This is a genomic window from Microbacterium horticulturae (assembly GCF_029094505.1).
GTDB classification, from domain to species: Bacteria; Actinomycetota; Actinomycetes; order Actinomycetales; family Microbacteriaceae; genus Microbacterium; species Microbacterium horticulturae.
This window is the reverse complement of record NZ_CP119108.1, coordinates 563,402-579,350: the sequence shown is the minus strand read 5'-3', so window position 1 is coordinate 579,350 and position 15,949 is coordinate 563,402. Positions and strand designations below refer to the sequence as shown.

Annotated in this window: 13 protein-coding genes and 1 tRNA gene; 3 read left to right on the top strand and 11 right to left on the bottom strand. The window is 68.7% G+C overall.

From position 1 onward, the window contains the following. Window positions 1-2 precede the first annotated feature (2 nt). The 3 genes from PU630_RS02570 to serS all read right to left on the bottom strand — a co-directional run bounded on the left by PU630_RS02570 (window position 3) and on the right by serS (window position 2,387). A tRNA-Ser gene (locus PU630_RS02570) sits at window positions 3-87 on the bottom strand. A gap of 138 nt (window positions 88-225) precedes the next feature. Then, window positions 226-1,125 carry an HAD family hydrolase gene (locus PU630_RS02565; protein ID WP_275278794.1) on the bottom strand — a complete coding sequence of 300 codons (900 nt, stop codon included), beginning with the start codon at window positions 1,123-1,125 and terminating at the stop codon, window positions 226-228. Beyond that, entirely contained in the window at window positions 1,122-2,387 is a 1,266-nt protein-coding gene (serS, locus tag PU630_RS02560; protein WP_275278793.1) for a serine--tRNA ligase, read from the bottom strand. The genes PU630_RS02565 and serS overlap by 4 nt, the downstream gene beginning before the upstream one ends. A gap of 49 nt (window positions 2,388-2,436) precedes the next feature. On the opposite strand from serS, the gene PU630_RS02555 reads away from it, so the two are divergent. Further along, complete coding sequence (locus tag PU630_RS02555; protein ID WP_275278792.1) at window positions 2,437-3,414, top strand: diacylglycerol/lipid kinase family protein; 978 nt, start codon at window positions 2,437-2,439, stop codon at window positions 3,412-3,414. A gap of 6 nt (window positions 3,415-3,420) precedes the next feature. On the opposite strand, the gene PU630_RS02550 is transcribed toward PU630_RS02555, so the two are convergent. From PU630_RS02550 to PU630_RS02525, 6 genes are all read right to left on the bottom strand, one after another. Next, on the bottom strand, window positions 3,421-4,383 hold the full coding sequence (locus tag PU630_RS02550) for a carbohydrate ABC transporter permease (protein WP_275278791.1): 963 nt from the start codon (window positions 4,381-4,383) through the stop codon (window positions 3,421-3,423). Continuing rightward, window positions 4,380-5,339, bottom strand: a complete 960-nt coding sequence (locus tag PU630_RS02545; RefSeq protein ID WP_275278790.1) for a carbohydrate ABC transporter permease — start codon at window positions 5,337-5,339, stop codon at window positions 4,380-4,382. The genes PU630_RS02550 and PU630_RS02545 overlap by 4 nt, the downstream gene beginning before the upstream one ends. A 93-nt stretch (window positions 5,340-5,432) precedes the next feature. Next, entirely contained in the window at window positions 5,433-6,818 is a 1,386-nt protein-coding gene (locus PU630_RS02540) for an ABC transporter substrate-binding protein (protein WP_275278789.1), read from the bottom strand. Between the two features lie 46 nt (window positions 6,819-6,864). Then, entirely contained in the window at window positions 6,865-8,493 is a 1,629-nt protein-coding gene (locus PU630_RS02535) for a glycoside hydrolase family 13 protein (protein ID WP_275278788.1), read from the bottom strand. Window positions 8,494-8,775: 282 nt separating this feature from the next. Beyond that, window positions 8,776-9,783 (bottom strand): LacI family DNA-binding transcriptional regulator, encoded by a 1,008-nt coding sequence (locus PU630_RS02530; protein ID WP_275278787.1) that lies wholly within the window; start codon window positions 9,781-9,783, stop codon window positions 8,776-8,778. A 31-nt stretch (window positions 9,784-9,814) separates the two neighbouring features. Further along, on the bottom strand, window positions 9,815-10,447 hold the full coding sequence (locus PU630_RS02525; protein WP_275278786.1) for a TetR/AcrR family transcriptional regulator: 633 nt from the start codon (window positions 10,445-10,447) through the stop codon (window positions 9,815-9,817). A 233-nt stretch (window positions 10,448-10,680) separates the two neighbouring features. On the opposite strand from PU630_RS02525, the gene PU630_RS02520 reads away from it, so the two are divergent. Continuing rightward, window positions 10,681-11,727: an LLM class flavin-dependent oxidoreductase gene (locus tag PU630_RS02520; protein WP_275278785.1), complete on the top strand. Its 1,047-nt coding sequence runs from the start codon at window positions 10,681-10,683 to the stop codon at window positions 11,725-11,727. A gap of 331 nt (window positions 11,728-12,058) precedes the next feature. On the opposite strand, the gene pheA is transcribed toward PU630_RS02520, so the two are convergent. After that, window positions 12,059-13,015: a prephenate dehydratase gene (pheA, locus tag PU630_RS02515; protein WP_275278784.1), complete on the bottom strand. Its 957-nt coding sequence runs from the start codon at window positions 13,013-13,015 to the stop codon at window positions 12,059-12,061. A 77-nt stretch (window positions 13,016-13,092) separates the two neighbouring features. Between pheA and pgm the strand changes: the two genes are divergently transcribed. Further along, entirely contained in the window at window positions 13,093-14,733 is a 1,641-nt protein-coding gene (pgm, locus tag PU630_RS02510; protein ID WP_275278783.1) for a phosphoglucomutase (alpha-D-glucose-1,6-bisphosphate-dependent), read from the top strand. Window positions 14,734-15,094: 361 nt separating this feature from the next. Here the strand turns inward: pgm and kduI are convergent, their stop codons facing one another. After that, window positions 15,095-15,949: a 5-dehydro-4-deoxy-D-glucuronate isomerase gene (gene kduI / locus PU630_RS02505; RefSeq protein WP_275278782.1), complete on the bottom strand. Its 855-nt coding sequence runs from the start codon at window positions 15,947-15,949 to the stop codon at window positions 15,095-15,097.

The window sequence follows — 15,949 nt, the reverse complement described above, 5'->3', positions numbered from 1 at the left end:
AGCGGAGGGTGTGGGATTCGAACCCACGGGGCATTGCTGCCCACTGGTTTTCAAGACCAGATCCTTCGGCCGCTCGGACAACCCTCCCGACGGCGAACCGTCAGAGTTCGAGTCTACCGGGCGGGCTCCCCCTCACTGTGTGAACGGAAAGTTCAATACGCTTTTCGAGGTGGTCACGACTCAGGGCGCGGGGAGCGCGGCCAGCGTCGTTTCACGAGCCAGGTGTCAGCGGCCGCGACGACGCAGGGCGCGAATCACGGCGGCCGCGCCGCCGTCCATCACCGAGGCCGTCGTCTCGCCCGCGGCATCCCGCACCTCATCCGGAGCCTGCGCCATGGCCACCGCGCGTCCGCCGTTCTCGCGAGCCCAGCGAAACATGCCGAGGTCGTTGCGCCCGTCGCCGATCACCAGCACCCGCGACGGGTCGAGGCCCATCCAGCCGCGCACGAGCTCGAGCCCGCTCGCCTTGTCGACGCCCTTCGGCGCTATATCCAGCCAGGCTGTCCAGCCGATCGCATACGAGACCTGGTTCAGACCGATCCGCTGCACGAGCTCGATGAAGTCCTGCTCGGTCTGCCCGGGCGAGACCACGACCACGCGCGACACCGGCTGCGCCGAGAGCTCCGTGAAGCTGACGCGCGTCGCCTGCGCGAGGTTCCAGTTGTCCATGGGCTCGGTGTACAGCCGCCGCCCGTCGGCGAGCTCGACCATGTAGTGCGCCTGCGCGACGTTGTCGCGGATAAGCCGCAGCACCTCGCTCGGGTCGAACGTCTCGGTGTGGAACCGCTCATAGGCGGCCACTCCCCCGTCGGTGCGCCGCATCACCACCGCGCCGTTCGAGCACACGACGTACTCGGGGTTCAGGTCCAGCGCCGCGAGCACTCCGCGCGTGCCTTCCCAGCTGCGCCCGGTCGCGAGAGTCACCTCGTGCCCGGCATCCTGCGCGTCACGCACCGCGTCGACGATGCCCGGGCTGGGCGACTCGTCCTCGAGCAGCACGGTGCCGTCCACGTCGAGCGCGATCAGCAGACGCGTGACGACGTGCTCGGCAACGTCCTCGAGCAGCGCAGCGGTCTCCTCGGGCGACTCGATGTCGACAGAGCCGGTCTCGGGCAGCCGCGTCATGCGACGGGCTCCAGCACCTCGAGGCCGCCCAGGTAGGGGCGCAGCACCTCGGGCACGAACACGGAGCCATCGGCACGCTGGTGCGTCTCCAGCAGCGCGACGAGCCAGCGCGTGGTCGCGAGCGTGCCGTTGAGTGTCGCGACGTGCTGCGTCTTGCCGCCGTCGGGTCGGTACCGGATGTCGAGCCGACGCGCCTGGAACGTCGTGCAGTTCGAGGTCGAGGTCAGCTCGCGATATGCGTTCTGCGTGGGCACCCACGCCTCGATGTCGTACTTGCGCGCGGCCGACGAGCCCAGGTCACCGGCGGCGACGTCGATGACCCGGTAGCTGAGGCCCAGGTCTTGCAGCATCCGTTCCTGCATCTCGACGAGCCGCAGATGCTCGGCTTCGGCCTCCGAAGGCGAGGTGTACACGAACATCTCGAGCTTGTTGAACTGGTGCACGCGGATGATGCCCCGGGTGTCTTTGCCGTACGAGCCCGCCTCGCTGCGGTAGCAGGTCGACCAGCCGGCGTAGCGCAGCGCGCCCCGCGACAGGTCGACGATCTCGTCCATGTGATAGCCGGCCAGCGGCACCTCGCTCGTGCCGACCAGGTACAGGTCTTGCTTCTCGAGCCGGTACACCTCGTCGGAGTGCTGCCCGAGAAAACCCGTGCCCTCCATGACCTCGGGACGCACCAGCGTCGGCGGGATCATCGGCACGAACCCCGCCTCGATCGCCCGCTGCAGGCCCAGCGACAGCAGCGCGTACTCAAGCCTGGCGCCGACGCCCTTCAGAAAGTAGAAGCGGCTGCCCGACACCTTCGTGCCGCGGTCCATGTCGATAGCGTCCAGCAGCTCGCCGATCTCGAGGTGGTCGCGCGGCGTGAAGTCGAAGCTCGGCACCTCGCCGTGCGTGCGCAGCGTGACGAAGTTCTCTTCGCCGCCGGCCGGAACGTCATCGATCACGACGTTCTCGATGCGCGAGAGCACCCGGTGTGCATCCTCTTCGGCCGCAGTCACGGCCTGCTGGGCCTCCTTGACGCGGGCGCTCAGGTCCTTCGCCTCGGCGACGAGTGCCGCCTTCTCCTCCTTCGGGGCGGCCGCAACCTTCTTGCCGTGCGCGTTCTGCTCGGCGCGCAGCTGCTCGAACGTCGTGATCGCCGCCCTGCGCGCCGCATCGGCGGCGAGCGCGTCGTCCACCGACTCCGGCGACTCACCGCGCTTGATCTGAGAGTGCTTGACCAGCTCAGGATTCTCGCGCAGAAGAACGGGATCGATCATCCGACAAGTCTAGTCAGCGGCATCCACCGCCCGCCGCTATCGTGGGGCCATGAGCGACGAGCCCGGACGCAGGCAGCGGGCCGCACTCGTCTACAACCCGATCAAGGTCGACCGCAAGCGGCTGCGCGCGCGGGTGGAGAAGGCCTCGAAGGCCGCCGGCTGGCGCCGCCCGCTGTTCTATGAGACGACACCCGAAGATCTGGGGCAGGATGCCACGGGCCGGGCTCTGCGCGAAGGAATCGACGCGCTGCTGGTCGCGGGCGGCGACGGCACCGTCCGTGCGGTGGCGGAGGCCCTCATCGAGAGCCGCGTGCCGCTGACGATCATTCCCAGCGGCACCGGCAACATCCTCGCGCGCAACCTCGGGCTGCCCCTCTCTGACCCCGAGCGCATCATCCGCGCGACGTTCGAGGGCCGCGCCCTGCCGATCGACATCGGGATGGCCCATCTGACCCGCGCCGACCGCTCGACGGAAGAGCACGGCTTCGTCGTGATGGCCGGAATCGGGCTGGATGCCGCGATGATCGCCAACACCAGCGCACAGCTGAAGAAGACGATGGGATGGATCGCCTACGTCGAGGGTGCCGCGCGGGCGTTGAATGGCGCCGAGCCGTTCCGCATCATGTACGAGCGCGGCGGCGGGCGCCTGCATACGACGAAGGCGCACAGCATGCTCTTCGCGAACTGCGGCAGGTTGCCGGCGGGCATCTCCCTGGTGCCCGATGCGTCGGTCACCGACGGAATGCTCGACGTCGCCCTCATCCAGCCGGCGGGCTGGTTCGGCTGGCTCGGCGTCTGGCGCAAGATCTGGTGGGACAACTCCGTGCTCCGCCGCACCCGTTCGGGTCGGCGCCTCATCGAACGACGTCACGACGCATCGGTCCGTTACATGCAGGTGACCAAGGTCGACGCCGGCGTCGACGAGCCGCACGCCGTGCAGCTGGACGGCGACGAGTTCGGCGAGGCTGTGCGCATCCACTGCCAGATCCTGCCCGGCGCACTGCTGGTCGCCCTGCCCACCCGCTGAGCGCGCTCAGCCCTTGACGGCGCCGCCGATCCCGCCGCTGTTCAGGAACGCCCGCTGGAACACCAGGAAGATCACGACCGGGATGAGGGTGGCGATCATGAGCGCCGCAAGGTAGACACCGAGATCAGTGGATGCCGCTATCTGCGGCAGACGCACCGACAGCGGCTGGATGCCGATGTCTTTGAGCACGAGGTTCGGCCAGAGGAAGTCGGCCCATGACGCGTTGATCGCGAGGATCGACACCACGCCGAGAATGGGCCGGGACATCGGCAGCACCACCGACCAGAACAGCCGGAAAGTGCCCGCACCGTCGGTGCGCGCCGCCTCGAAGATCTCTCGCGGCAGCGACCCGAAGAAGCGCATCACCAGCAGCACGTTGAAGGCGCTGGCGCCCGCCGGCAGCCACACGGCCCAGAACGTATTGATGAGCGAGTGACCGATCAGCGGCGGGTTCAGCACCGTCAGATACAGCGGCACCAGCAGCACGACACTCGGAATGAACAGGGTCGCCAGCACCAGCGCGCTGATGACCTTGCCGTACTTCGGCCGCAGCACCGCGAGCGCGAAGCCGCCGGTGGTCGCAACCAGCAGCTGCACCGCCCACGAGCCCGCCGCCATCGCGATCGTGTTGAAGAAGAAGTCGCCGATGTGCACGTCGTTCCACGCCTTGGCGAGGTTCGACCAGGCCCACTCCTGCGGCAGGATCGCCAGCGGATTGGTCAGAGTCTCCTGCGTGGGCGTCACCGCCGACTTCATGAGCCAGAGCAGCGGCAACAGCCCGGCCACGACGAGCGAGACGCCCAGCAGCACGTTCACGATCGGGGCGAAGACGCGCAGGCCGGGGGTGTGCCGGTCGGCGTCGGAGAGGATGCCGCGGTCATCGGTCTCTTCGGCTCGGCGATGCCGCCGCCGGACGCGCGCCGGGATCGCAGCATCCTGCCGCAACTGTGCCGGAATCGAGGTCGTCACTCGTCGCTCCATCTCTTCGTGACCCGGAAGTACACGATCGACAGCACCGCCAGGAACACCGCGAGCATGAGGCTCAGCGCGGTCGCCTTGCCGACACCCACACCCAGGCTGTTGGTGAACGCGTACTGGTAGATCAGCAGCAGGATCGTCGTGGTCGAGTTCGCCGGCCCGCCGCCCGTGAACAAGAACGGCTGCAGGAACACCTGGGCGGTCGCGATGATCTGCAGGATCAGCGTGATGAACAGGATGCCGCGCAACTGCGGCAGCGTGACGTGCCAGATCTTGCCCCAGATCGAGGCGCCGTCGACCTCGGCCGCGTCGTACAGCTCCGGCGCGACCGAGGTGAGGGCGGCCAGGTAGATGATGATCGTTCCGCCCGCCCCGGCCCAAGTGGCCTCGAGCACGAGCGAAGGCATGGCGGTCGTGGCATCCTGAATCCACGGCTGGGGCGGGATGCCGAACCAGCCCAGGATGGAGTTGAATACGCCCGTGGGCCCAGCGTCGTAGAAGATCTTCCACAGCAGCACCGACACCACCGGCGGGATCACGACCGGCAGGTACGCGAGCACCGAGTAGATGCCCTTCATGCGCTTGAACTCGCTCATCAGCACGGCCGCCACCAACGGGAGCGGGTAGCCGAACAGCAGCGCGAGCAGGGCGAAGTAGCCGGTGTTGCGGATGGCGATCCAGAACACGGGGTCGCGGAAGACGGCCTCGAAGTTGCTCCAGCCGACGAACACCGGGGCGGTGACGAGGTTCGTCTTCTGGAAGCTCATCACGACCGCCTCGACGATCGGCGTCCACGAGAAGACGCCGAAGATCACGAGGGTCGGCACGAGAAAAAGGAGCGTGGTCAGTCCCCCGCGCTGCACCCACGTGATCGGGCTGCGGCGCCGGCGGGCGGGCGTCGGTGCGTCGGCGGCCGGGGCTTCCGGCTCGGCGAGGGTGGCGGTCATGGTCTCTTCCGGATCGGGCGTGCGGCCGGGTCGGGTGCCCGGCCGCACGGTGTCGACAAAGAGCGTGTCGATACCGATGTCAGGACGCGGCGGTCACTGACTGTCGGCGTCGATCAGCGCCTGGACCTTCTCATCGACTCCCTTGAGCAGCGAGTCGACATCCGCATTCTTGTCGGTGAGCACGGCCTGCACCACCGCGTCGAGCGCGCCGTACAGATCCTGCGTGTGCGCGGGCGGCTCGGGCGCGATCGTCTGCGCGAAGATCGAGTCGGTGAACGGCTTCAGATTCTCGACCGGGATGTTCGCGTAGGGGGCGATCCATTCCTGGTTCTCCTGCCAGGTCTCCTTGTCGAACACCGGCAGCGTCGGAGCGTTGACGGCCTGGTTGCCGGCCTTGAGCGTCTTGGCGTTCTTGATCGCGGCGTCCTTGTCTACTGTCGGCTGGGTGCGGTAGAAGTCGATCCACTTGACCGCCGCGGCGATCTGCTCGGGGGTGTCCTTCACGTTGACGACGTCGACGTTGCCGCCCGACAGGATGCCGGCATCGGCCCCGTCGGCGAGCGGGAAGGTCGTGACCCCGTACTTCGACTGGTCGAAGCCGTTGGCCTGCATGAGCGAGCCGATCACGTCGGAGCCGCTCATGTACATGCCGATCTTGCCGGCGGCGAACGCCTCGTTGATGCCCGACCAGTCGAACAGGAAGTTGCTGCCCATCGAGTCATCACCCCAGCGCATGCTCTTCAGCCACGCCAGGCCCGCCTTGGTCTGCTCGTTGTCGGTCTTCACGGTGACCGTGCCGTCACTGCCGACGGTCTCGAGCCGTCCACCGAGCGCCTGGGTGAGCGTCGCAAGCTCCCACCCGCCGGTGTTGCTCTGGGTCATCTGCATGTAACCGGCGACCCCGGGCACCTTCTGGGAGATGGTCTTGGCTGCAGCCGCGATCTCGTCCAGCGTCGTCGGCGGCTTGTCAGGGTCCAGGCCCGCCTTCTGGAAGATCTCGCGGTTGTAGGAGAGCGCCATCGCGTAGGGCCCCCACGGGATGCCGTAGACCTTGCCGTCGTCGCCGGTCGCGACATCCAGCACGTTCTTGTTCCACTTGTCGGCGGTGGCCGTCTTGTGGAAGGGCTCGGTGATGTCGGCGAGCTGGCCGTTGTTGGCGAGCGTCTTCGAGTCGGTGAACGGCACGTTGAACACGTCGGGCAGCGTGCCGCCGGCCAGCTCTGCGGCGAACGTCGTGCCGGTCCACTGGTATTCGATGGCCTTGACCACGATGTCGGGGTTGGCCTTGTTGAACTCGTCGACCCGCTCGCCGAGCGCCTTCAGCGCGTCGGCGGTGGCGCCCGGCAGCACCGGGGCGACCACGAGGTGGATCTTTCCGTCGGCGCTGGCGCCGCCGTCGCCGGACGAGCAGCCGGCGAGCGCTGCGATGGTCCCTGCGGTGACGACACCGGCGAGCAGGACCTTTCCTGGTGACTTCATCGTCTTTCCTTTCGTGTGAGGGCGACGTCGGCCTCGTGACGTCGGGTCATCCCTCGGGGTGGGTGATGCGGATCCAAGCGGCGGCGTTGCCCGACAGCATCCCTGCCTCGAGCGGACGGCTCGACAGCAGCAGGGTGTCGTGCGCGGGCAGAGACACGGGCTCGTCGCCCGTGTTGACGACGCAGGCGAAGGTGTCGCCGCGCCGGAAGGCGAGGACGTCGGGACCGAGCCCCTCCATCCAGTCGAGCGGGAGATTCGGGATGCCGCGGCGCAGCCGGAGCGCGGCACGGTACAGGTTCAGCGTCGAGTCGGGGTCGGCCTGCTGCGCCTGCGCGGTGAGTGAGCGCCACGATTCCGGCTGGGGCAGCCAGGTGCCGACACCGTCCGGGCTGAAGCCGAACGGCGGCTCGCCCCCTTCCCAGGGCAGCGGCACGCGGCATCCGTCCCGCCCCGGATCGGTGCCGCCCGAGCGGTAGTGCATCGGGTCCTGGAGCAGCTCGCGGGGCAGGTCTTCGACCTCGGGCAGGCCGAGCTCGTCGCCCTGGTAGATGTAGAGGCTTCCGGGGAGGGCTGCGACCAGCAGCGCCGCCGCACGTGCCCGGTGCAGGCCCAGTTCGGGGTCGGTGGGCACCCCGAACCGCTTCTTCAAGAAGGCGAACGCGGTGTCTTCACGCCCGTAGCGAGTCACCGGCCGGGTCACGTCATGGTTCGAGAGCACCCAGGTGCTGGGTGCGTCGACCGGTGCGTGGGCTGCGAGCGTCGTCTGGATCGAGTCGCGGAAGGATGCCGCGCCCCAGGGCCGGGCGAGAAAGTCGAAGTTGAATGCGGTGTGCATCTCGTCGGGCCGCAGGTACTTGGTGAACCGCTCGATGTCGGGCACCCAGACCTCGCCGACAAGAACCCGGGTGCCGGGGTAGGCGTCGGCGATCGCGCGCCACGATCGGTAGACGTCGTGCAGCTCGTCACGGTCTTCGGTGGGGTGGTCGGCCTTCTCGCCGACCTCAGGCAGCTCGGGGTCTTTGATCAGCAGCGCGGCCGAGTCGATGCGCACTCCCGCGACGCCACGCTCGAACCAGAAGCGCAGCACGTCCTCGTGCTCGCGGCGCACGTCGGGGTGGTTCCAGTTGAGGTCGGGCTGCTGCGGAGCGAACAGGTGCAGGTACCACTCGCCGGGGGTGCCGTCGGGATTCGTCGTGCGGGTCCATGTCGTGCCCTGGAAGTTCGACTCCCAGTGCGTGGGCATCTCGTCGCCGCCGCGCCCCTTGCCGGGGTGGAACCAGAAGCGCTCGCGCTCGGGGCTGCCGGGGCCCGCCGCGAGGGCCGCCTGGAACCAGGGGTGCTGATCGCTGATGTGGTTGGGGACGATGTCGATGATCGTGCGGATGCCGAGGTCGAGCGCCTCGCCGATGAGCGCCTCGGCGTCGGCCAGCGTGCCGAAGCGCGGGTCGATCGCCCGGTAGTCCTGCACGTCGTAGCCGCCGTCGGCCATCGGGCTCGGGTACCAGGGCGTGAACCAGAGGGCGTCGACACCGAGGTCCTTGAGGTACGGCAGCCGCGAGCGGACGCCGGCGAGGTCGCCGGTGCCGTCGCCGTTCCCGTCGGCGAAGCTGCGCACGTAGACCTGATAGATCACGGCGGTGCGCCACCATTGCGGGTCGTCGACGGCTGCGTCCACGGCGTCTCCTCAGCATCGGGGTCGGGCGATTGATGAAAACGTAGCTTCTCCGGGAACTCTGCGCAAGTCTTTAACAATTATTTGCAAGATCACGATCGTGTGACGGCGCGCTTCGGCGACGACCGGCTCTCCCCAAACCGGTCGTTGAGCGAGCGAAGCGAGTCGAAACGCCGGCCTCGGTCGTTGAGCGAGCCGAAGGCGAGTCGAAACGCCCCCGGCCCGCGCCACACCGGTCGTTGAGCGAGCGAAGCGAGTCGAAACGCCCGCCCCTGTCGCGGAAAGCTACGCCGCGACGGGCCCCGTGGAGCCGCGCAGCACCAGCTCAGGCTCGAAGAGCAGCTCGTCACCGGCCTCGGCGGTACCCGCCATCTGCGAGAGCAGCAGATCGATCACGGTGCGCCCCATGGACTCGATGGGCTGCCGCACAGTGGTCAGCGGTGGCTCGGTGCAACTCATCAGCGCCGAGTCGTCGAAGCCCACCACACTCACCTGGCCGGGTACACTCAACCCCCGGCGTCGAGCGGCGCGCACGGCGCCGAGTGCCAACGGGTCGCTCGCGCACACGATCGCGGTCGCGCCGTGCGACAGGAGGCGGGATGCCCCGGCCTGCCCCGATTCGAGCGAGTAGAGCCCCTGCACGACCAGGTCGTCGGACAGCGGCGCCCCCAGCCGCTCGAGAAGCGGCCGGGCCGCGGCGAGCTTGCGCTGCGACGGGATGTGGTCGGTCGGCCCCATCAGCATGCCGATGCGCCGATGACCGAGCTGGTGCAGGTGCAGAATCGCCTGTTCAGCGGCGGCCGCGTCATCCGTCGACACCGTCGGAAACGACAGCCGCGGGATGCGGGCGTTCACGAGCACCGTGGGCAGCTTCACATCGCGCAACCGGTCGTAGTGCTCGTGCGCGGCATCCGCCTGACTGTAGTTGCCACCGAGGAACACGACCCCCGACACCTGCTGCGCCAGCAGCAGGTCGACGTAGTCGGCCTCGGTGATGCCACCCGCATTCTGCGTGCACAGCAGCGGCGTGCAGCCGTTCTGCGTGAGCGCGCCGCCGATGATCTCGGCCAGCGCGGGGAAGATCGGGTTCGTCAGCTCGGGCAGCACCAGTCCCACGAGCCGCGCCCGTTCACCCCGCAGCTTCGTGGGTCTCTCGTACCCCAGCACATCGAGTGCCGTGAGCACCGCCTGACGCGTGCTCTCGGACACTCCGGGCTTGCCGTTCAGCACGCGACTGACCGTGGCTTCGCTCACCCCGACCTTGCGGGCCACCTCGGCAAGACGCTTCGACATGCGCCTCAGTCTACGCAAGAACTTGCGCGAATCACGCAAGCGGCCGGACGAAGCCCTTCAGCTCGTCGACCGACATCGTCGATGCCCCCAACTCGGGCCGCGGCATCCCCTCGGCTCTCAGGCCGTCGAGGACGACGTCGCGCAGCCGCGGAACGACCGTGGCGCGGACGGGCTCGGGCAGATAGGTCATCGCCGCGACCATGGTCGCGGCGAACGCTATGTCGAGCATGCCCACGTCGGCGCGCAGCGCACCTTCGGTCCGTGCACGGTCGACGACGGCTTGGGCCGCGGTGGCGTCCTCTTCGTCGCGGCGGCGAAGGCGCCGGTCTTCGACGCGCATGCTGAGCATCCAGGGGAACTCCGCATACAGCGCGATGTACCCGTCGACGTAGATCTCGACGGCCTTCCATGCCGTGGCAGCCGCGGCCGCCGCACGCGCGATGTCTTTGAACCGCTGCGCGGGCCGGTCGCCGAGGGCAGTCAGAAGCGCGTCACGGTCTGCGAAGTTGCGGTAGAGCGTGCCCACGCCCACGCCGGCGCGATCGGCGACGGCGTGCAGGGGCACCTCGACGCCGCGCTCGGCGATGAGCTCTCCGGCGGCGTCGAGCAGTTTGCGACGGTTCGCCTGCGCATCTGCGCGCGTGCGACTGACCGATTCTGGCATCCCTTCAGGCTAATCGTGCCGTGCCGACGGAACGGATGACGAGCCCTGTCCACCGCATGAGATTCATGTCATGATGGAAGCGGACGTGCACGTCCGCTTCGCCGCAAGGCGAAGTTCCCCTCGGCAGTGCTTCTGGGGAGCCAGGCCGAGGACGTCGGCGGGTGCCACGTGGGACGACGCGCACCCGCCGACGCCGGGAATGCGCAGCGGTCGATGTCACGTTGTCACAGGCGATGAGCATTTCTCCCGCACTCTCCGTCCTCGACCTGGTGCCCGTGCGCACCGGGCAGTCCAGCGCCCAGGCGGTCGCGGCATCCCTCGCCCTCGCCGCCCGGGCCGACGAGCTGGGCTTCCGCCGCTACTGGTTCGCCGAGCACCACAACATGCCGGCCGTGGCGTCGACGACGCCGCCCGTGCTGACGGCGGCGGCCGCAGCACGCACGTCACGCATCCGGGTCGGATCGGGCGGGGTCATGCTGCCGAACCACTCGCCGCTCGTGGTGGCCGAACAGTTCGCGGCGCTCGAAGCGCTCGCCCCTGGCCGCGTCGACCTCGGTATCGGACGGGCACCGGGCAGTGATCCTGTCATCACGCAGCTGCTGCGCATGTCGGGCACCACCAGCGACGTCGAGCGCTTCCCCGAGCACGTACGCGACATCACGCGCCTGCTCGACGCCGAGGGCGCGACCGTGCAGTTCACCAGCGGTGGCACCTACGACGTGCATGCGACTCCGGCTGCCGACGGCGCACCCGAGGTCTGGCTGTTGGGGTCGAGTGACTACTCCGCACAGCTGGCCGCCTCGTTGGGTTTGCCGTACGTGTTCGCGAACCACTTCTCCGGCGAAGGACTCGAGCGGGCGCTCGACCTGTACCGCGGGCAGTATCAGCCGAGCCCGCGGCATCCCGAACCCCGCACGTTCCTCACCGCGAACGCGATCGCCGCGCCCACGCATGACGAGGCCGAGGCGCGCGCCCTGCCGCAGCTGCGCAGCATGGCGCGGCTGCGCACGAACAAGGCCATGCAGCCGCTCGAGACGGTCGAGCAGGCGCAGGCGACTCCCGTGGACGGCATGGCGCAGACCATCATCGACGGCATGCGTGCGAAGTGGTTCGTGGGCACCGGCGACGAGGTCGCCGCCGAGCTGCGCGCGTTCGCCGAGCGGTGGGACGTCGACGAGGTCATGATCTCACCCGTCGCCGGCTCGTACGAGGAAGAGCCGATGGATGCCGCGCCCGGCCGGGTCCGGATGCTCGAGCTGCTGACGGCGGCGCTGGGGTAGGCGCCGGGTCGCGGCCGGCGGCGCTGGTCGCGGCGTCGCCCGCGCTGCCGGCGCGCCCCTGCTCCGCGGCCTGCGTCGGCCCCGAGCCGCAGCATTCCCCAGCTCTGAACTCGGCGCCCGCTCGCACGAGCCGAGGAGATCTCACCGGGCGAGTACAAAATGCGCCCAAAACGTACTCGTCTCGCGAGGTCTCCTCGTTTCGTGAGGGCGCGGCGCGGGGCGACACGTGCGGCGCAAGGCGAAGCGTCGGGTGCAGGCTGGGCACAACGCCAGTCGAGGCTCTGCGCGGGTGACGCCCGAGCCGAGGTGTTATGCCAGCGGCAGTCCGCCCCTACTCCCCCGGCTCGCCCGAGATCAACCCGCGCAGCCAGTCGCGTGCCTCGACGAACACGTCGTCGGAGTAGCGGCTGGGGTAGTGCACTATGGCGTGGTCGGCGCGCGGATACGAGCCGAGAAACACCACCTGCGGGCTGAACCGGCGCAGCCCGAGCAGCGCGTCGGCCATCCGCTCGTCGAAGACGTGGCCGTCGGCATCCACCACGAACCGGTATCGGCCCAGCTCATCGCCGATCGGGCGCGAGGCCAGCAGCGACAGGTTGATGCCGCGGGTCGCGAACTGTTCGAGCATGTCGAGCAGTGCACCGGGATGGTCGTCGGGCAGCTCGACGATCAGCGACGTCTTGTCGGCACCGGTCGGCGATGGCGGCGCGACGGTCCGCGAGACGAGCACGAAGCGGGTCACGGCCTTCGGGTTGTCGCCGATGTTGTCGGCCAGCAGCTGCAGGTCGTGGTGCTCGAGGATCCCCGGGGGCGCAATGGCCGCGTCGGCCCCGCCGACGCCGTCGAGCATGTCGAGCGCGGCCGTCACGTTGCTCGACGAGGGCACGTGCGCGTGCTCGGGCAGGCTCTGCCCGAGCCAGATAAGACACTGCGCATACGCGACGGGGTGAGCTGCGATCACCGAGACGTCGGCGAGCGTCGCCCCCGGCTTGCCAACGAGGACGAACTGCACTGGCACGAGGTATTCGCCCACGATGCGCAGACCGGGCATGGTGGCCAGGGCGTCCTGCGTGGTCGAGACCCCGCCGTCGACGGAGTTCTCGATCGCGATCATCGCGGCATCGGACCGTCCGCTCACGACATCGTCGAGCGCCTCGCCCACGTTGCGCACCGGACGCCAGTTCTGGCCGCGCGCCTCAGGCACCTGAGCGAGCGCGGCCTCGGTGAACGTGCCCGCCGGACCCAGATAACTGTAGGTGCGGACGGGTTCCTCGACACGAGAGTTCACCGTGTCAGCCTAGTCGGGGGCCGCTCGCTCCGGACTTCACAGTGTCGCGCCCGGCCGGAAACGGGCAGACTGGAAGCATGAGCCGTGCCGGAACCCCCGCCGTCGAATCCGACCTCATCGACATCGACGAAGTCATCAACGCCTATTACGACCTGAAGCCCGACGCGGACGTGCCCGCGCAGCGCGTCGTGTTCGGCACGAGCGGGCATCGCGGCTCGAGTCTGAACCGCAGCTTCAACGAGAACCACATCCTCGCCACGACCCAGGCGATAGTGGACTACCGCACCGGCCAGGGCATCGCCGGTCCCCTGTTCCTCGGACGCGACACCCACGGTCTGTCACGCCCCGCCGAGCGCACCGCCATCGAGGTGCTCGTGGCCAACGGCGTCGACGTGCGCATCGACGCCCGCGACGCGTGGGTGCCCACGCCGGCGCTGAGCCACGCGATCCTCACGTTCAACAAGGGGCGGGATGCCGCAGACCCGGCCCGTGCGGACGGCATCGTCGTCACCCCGAGCCACAATCCGCCGGCCGACGGCGGCTTCAAGTACAACCCGCCGTCGGGGGGACCTGCCGACACCGATGCGACGAGCTGGATCGCCGACCGCGCGAACGCGCTGATCGCCGGCGGCCTCGAAGAGGTCAAGCGCACGCGTCTCGCAGACATCGACACCGACACCTTGGGCCGCTATGACTTCCGCCAGGAGTACGTGGCGGATCTGGCATCCATCATCGACATCGAGGCGATCCGCAAGGCCGGCATCCGCATCGGGGCCGACCCGCTCGGCGGCGCGTCGGTCGAGTACTGGGCGCTCATCGCTGAGATGTACGAGCTGGATCTGACGGTCGTCAACCCCGAGGTCGACCCGACCTGGCGGTTCATGACGCTTGATTGGGACGAGAAGATCCGCATGGACCCGTCGTCGCCCTCGGCGATGGCGGCGCTCGTTGCGAAGCGAGACGAGTACGACCTGCTCACCGGAAACGACGCCGATGCCGACCGGCACGGCATCGTGACCCCCGATGCGGGCCTGATGAACCCCAACCACTACCTGGCGGTCGCTATCGACTACCTGTTCGCGCACCGTCCGGAGTGGCCGAAGGATGCCGCGGTCGGCAAGACCCTGGTCTCGTCGATGATCATCGACAAGGTCGCCGGTTCGCTCGGCCGACGGCTGCTCGAGGTGCCGGTGGGCTTCAAGTGGTTCGTGCCAGGTCTCCTCGACGGCTCGGTCGCTTTCGGTGGCGAGGAGTCGGCGGGCGCCTCCTTCCTGCGCAAGGACGGCTCGGTGTGGACGACCGACAAGGACGGGATACTGCTGTGCCTGCTGGCGTCGGAGATCCTCGCGGTGACGGGCAAGACGCCGTCGCAGCGATACGCCGAGCTGACAGAGGAGTTCGGCGCGTCGGCCTACCAGCGCGTGGACGCCCCCGCGACCAAGGAGCAGAAGGCTGCGCTCGCTCGGCTCGCGCCCGAGGACGTCACGGCCACGACCCTGGCCGACGAAGAGATCACCGCGAAGCTGTCGCACGCGCCGGGCAACGGCGCCGCGATCGGCGGACTCAAGGTGCAGACCGAGCACGCCTGGTTCGCGGCGCGCCCTTCGGGCACCGAAGACGTCTACAAGCTCTACGCCGAGTCGCTGCTCGGCGAGGACCACCTGCACCAGGTGCAGGATGAGGCACGCCGGGTGGTGGATGCCGCGCTCGGCGCGTAGCCGGCGGCGTCGAGGCCGCGGCGCGGCATCCACTCTCTCCTCAGCCCCGTTGTGCCACCCGCCCACCCCGCGCGAGAACACCTGATCTCGCGAGTTCAGGACGTTCTGCCCGCGCATTCTCCTGAACTGGCGAAAACACCTGATTCGGCGACTGCAAAACCCGCAGCGCTACCCGTCGCGCTGCCGGTCAGGGCTGATGCGCCTGCGAATCGCGCCCGGTGCAGCGCACGTACGTTCTGCCGTCGCTGAACGTGCGTGAGTCCACTCGACGCGCGTCGGCAGAGTGAGAGCCGGCTACCCCCGGCGCGAACGCGCAAAACGACAGCGCGAGCCGTCCACGCCGCGGGTAGCGCGGGCAGCGTCAGTGCAGGTCGGTGATGGCCGCGGCATCCATGTCGTCGAACGCCTGGTTCTCACCCGCCATCGCCCAGATGAACGAGTACGCGGCCGTTCCCACGCCCGAGTGCAGCGACCAGCTCGGCGAGATGATCGCCTGGCGGTCAGCCACGATCAGGTGCCGCGTCTCGTCGCGCTCACCGAGCAGGTGCACGACGCGGGCGTCTTCGGGCACGTCGAAGTACAGGTAGCACTCGGTGCGGCGGTCATGCGTGTGCGCGGGCATCGTGTTCCACATCGAGCCCGGATGCAGCGTGGTGACGCCCATCACTATCTGGCACGAGCGGATACCGTTCTCGTGGATGTACTGGTTCAGCGTGCGCCTGTTGCTCGTGAGCTGATCGCCGAGCTCGCGCACGGTGCCTTCGCCCGGGTTCACGAGCGCCGTCGGGTAGGCGGTGTGCGCGGGGGCCGAGAACAGGTAGAACTGAGCACCGCTCTGAGCACCCGACTCAGCGTCGACACCGGAATCGGCGTCCGCGAACACCACCTCGCGCACCCCGCGCCCGAGGTACAGGCACGCACCGTTCACGAGCGTGAAGGCCTCGCCGTCCGCGGTGACCGTGCCGGTGCCGCCCACGTTGATGATGCCGACCTCGCGGTGCTCGAGGAAGTATTCGCTGCGGATCTCGGGGTACGTCGGCAGCACAAGATCGGTGCCGGCCGGGACCGCACCGCCGAGCACGATGCGGTCGTGGTGCGTGTAGGTGAGCGTCACCTGGCCGGGCGTGAACACCTCGGGGATGAGGTAGGCGTCGCGTAGATCCTCGGTCGTCATGCCCGGGATCTGGGCGGGGTTGGTCGCGTAGCGCTGTTGCAT